Origin of the sequence: Saccharomonospora iraqiensis subsp. iraqiensis, assembly GCF_000430445.1 — a bacterium.
GTDB lineage: Bacteria > Actinomycetota > Actinomycetes > Mycobacteriales > Pseudonocardiaceae > Saccharomonospora > Saccharomonospora iraqiensis.
The window spans coordinates 31,061-33,850 of the sequence record NZ_KE387112.1; the positions used below are offsets into that span (position 1 = coordinate 31,061).

At 74.2% G+C, this 2,790-nt stretch carries 3 protein-coding genes and 1 pseudogene; 3 read left to right on the plus strand and 1 reads right to left on the minus strand.

What is annotated here, in order from left to right:
• Window positions 1-637, minus strand: a 637-nt coding sequence (locus ACTIR_RS23935; RefSeq protein ID WP_034240597.1) for an O-methyltransferase, incomplete at its 3' end; no start/stop codon positions are given.
• 273 nt (window positions 638-910) lie between these two features.
• Here ACTIR_RS23935 and sigE point away from each other — a divergent pair.
• From sigE to ACTIR_RS26810, 3 genes and pseudogenes are all read left to right on the plus strand, one after another.
• Window positions 911-1,504, plus strand: a complete 594-nt coding sequence (gene sigE / locus ACTIR_RS0116910) for an RNA polymerase sigma factor SigE (RefSeq protein ID WP_026455171.1) — start codon at window positions 911-913, stop codon at window positions 1,502-1,504.
• Complete coding sequence (locus ACTIR_RS0116915; RefSeq protein ID WP_026455172.1) at window positions 1,501-2,340, plus strand: zf-HC2 domain-containing protein; 840 nt, start codon at window positions 1,501-1,503, stop codon at window positions 2,338-2,340. The genes sigE and ACTIR_RS0116915 overlap by 4 nt, the downstream gene beginning before the upstream one ends.
• A 171-nt stretch (window positions 2,341-2,511) precedes the next feature.
• Window positions 2,512-2,790 (plus strand): annotated as a pseudogene (locus tag ACTIR_RS26810) (serine protease); the annotation flags it as partial.

Genomic DNA, 2,790 nt, shown 5'->3' on the forward strand with positions numbered 1-2,790 from the left:
CGGCCACCAGGAGACCGCTGCCCACCGGGAGCAGGGTCGGGACCAGCCGCGGGTCGTCCCGGACCGCCCGGGCCACCTCCCGCAGCGCGAGCAGTTCCGGCTCGCGCCGGGAGGGATCGGCGATCCGCCCCGCCGCGAGCACGTTGTGGAAGGCGATCACGCCGCCCGGCCGCAGCAGGTCCACGCTCTGCTCGAAATAGTGCGGGTACTCCAGCCTGCCCGCGTCGGCGAACACGAGGTCGTACCCACCCGCGGTCAGCCGGGGCAGGACGTCGAGGGCGCGTCCGATGATCAGCCGCATCCGGCCCGCGGCGAAGCCTGCGTCCGAGAACGCGGTCCGCGCGCTCCGGTGGAACTCCGGCTCCAGGTCGATCGAGGTGAGGACCCCGTCGGCGGCCATCCCCCGCAGCAGGTACAGGCCGGAGACACCGGCCCCCGTCCCGATCTCGACGACGGCGCGGGCCTGCAGCCCGGCGGCGAGGAAACTCAGCGTGGATCCCGTGGCGCCCGACACCGGCAGACATCCGAGCCGCTCCGCGCGCAGGCGCGCGCCGGCGAGGACCTCGTCCTCGGGCAGGTACGCCTCGAGGAACTCGCCGAGATCGACCGAACCGGTGATGTGCGTCTCGGAGTTCACGCGCCTGAGGTTAGCGTGGAGCTGCACCGCCGACCCCGCCCACTCGGGCGAGGACCGATGCGGTGACCCTGCGCGCCCGGGTCGGCACCCACTGTCGCCCGGGTCCGAACGGGGCGGAGGTCCCCGACGCCCACGAGGCCGGCACCGCTTTCTCAGCGGGCTCTCAGCACGACCTCACTACAACCACAGGAAAGCGGGTAAGACTGGGAGCCCGGGACGGGAACTCCCGCCGCCGACGCCACGTTGGTGTCAGTAGTGAAGGGGAACGGGCCGATGGAGGTGCCTCCGCTGCCGTACGACAGCACGCAGACCGCTCCGGTACCGGTCGAGGACGAGGCCACGTGGACGCCGCCCACGTGGGACGAGGTGGTGCGGGAACACGCCGACCGCATCTACCGGCTCGCCTACCGGCTGTCCGGCAACGCCCACGACGCCGAGGACCTGACCCAGGAGACCTTCATCCGGGTGTTCCGGTCGCTGGCCTCCTACCGGCCCGGCACGTTCGAGGGCTGGTTGCACCGCATCACCACGAACCTCTTCCTGGACATGGCGCGCCGCCGGTCGCGGGTGCGGATGGAGGGCCTGCCGGAGGACACCGACCGCATCGTCGGGGACGACCCGAGCCCCGAGCAGGTGTACTCCAACACCCACCTGGACCCCGATCTCCAGGCCGCCCTCGACGAACTGCCGCCCGAGTTCCGCGCGGCGGTCGTGCTGTGCGACGTCGAGGGACTGTCGTACGAGGAGATCGGCGCGACGCTCGGCGTCAAGCTGGGCACGGTGCGCAGCCGCATCCACCGCGGCAGGCAGGCACTGAAGTCGTCGCTCGAGCGCAGGCGGGCGCTCGTGCAGGAGGCGCGGGTATGACGTCGAACAGGGGCTGGGGGTTCTCCGAGTCGCATCTGCTGCCGGACGTCGTCGTGGCGTTCGTGGATCAGGAGCTGTCGCCCGGAGCCCAGGAGCGCGCGGCCGCGCACCTGGCCCACTGTCCCGGCTGCGCCGCCGAGGTCGCGGCGCAGCGTGCGGCCAGCAGCGCGGTCCGGAAGGCGGAGTCCCCGTCGATCCCGGCCGGGTTCCTGGCGAATCTGCGGGCGATCCCGCAGCACACCGACACCCCGTCGGTGCCGGACAACCTCGCCGTCGACCCGGACGGGCAGATCGTCACGGTGCAGCGGCCCGGGCAGGTGGCGGGGCTGCGGGGCGGTGCGCTCGGCACGTCCTCGCCGCTGGGCACCTCGTCCACCGTGCTGGGGGGTGGCGGCCTCCGGTTCTGGTCGGTGCGGCGCCGGGCCACCCAGGGTGCGGGCGTGGTGGTGTCCGGCCTGGTCCTCAGCGCACTGGCGTTCACCGCGACGTCCGGTGTGGGCGCGAGCGGCGGCGCCGGGGACGCCGAGAGCCCCGGTTCGGGACCCTCCGGGGTCTGGCCCGCTCACCTCGGCTCCCCGCGGGGTGCCTCGCCCACCGCGGACACCGGCGGGACCACCTCCCCGGCCCCGGGGACACCCGTGGCCACCACGGTCTCCGGTCCCCCGACCGGATCGGCGTCGGCCACGCGCGGTTCGGCCACCGGGGCGTCGACGACCGGTACCGCGACCGCCACCGGCACCGCGACCGCCGGGTCGGACCGCACCGAAACCACCGTCCCGTCCACCGGTCTCCCCGGAACACCCGCGCTCACCGGCCCGGGGTACGGCCCACGCTGACTTCACCGCCCCGAGGGCAGCATCGGCGTGGCAGGCTTGGCGTAGGGTCACGTCGAGCGATCATCAAGCCAGCACCGGGGAAGAATGAACGAGCGATCCACGCCGAGCCACGGGGAGTCCACCGAGTCGGGTGCGTCGCGGCTCCCGCCGCGCCCGGTCAGTCGTCCCGCGGTGGACCCTGCCCTGGAGGCCGCCTTCTCCCGGCCGCACGGGGTGCAGGGTTCGTTCTCCCCCGAGCAGGGTCGGGATCCGGTCCCGCAGGGGTCGCCGCCCGCGCCGCCTCCCCCCGCGCTGGCGGAGGCGTTCGGCAGGCCCGAGGGTGCCGACGACGTCGTCCTGCAGCGCCCCACCGGGGACGCCGGGCCGACGTCCGGCGACGGCGGTGAGCGGGACGGTGACGACGACCAACCGCTGTGGACGTCGGTCGAGGATCCCTGGCGCGACCCGGGC

What these genes read in the sequence shown, in the direction of transcription:
- sigE (WP_026455171.1), top strand. Translation starts at nt 911, where the DNA reads ATGGAGGTGCCTCCGCTGCCGTACGACAGCACGCAGACCGCTCCGGTA.
- ACTIR_RS0116915 (WP_026455172.1), top strand. Translation starts at nt 1,501, where the DNA reads ATGACGTCGAACAGGGGCTGGGGGTTCTCCGAGTCGCATCTGCTGCCG.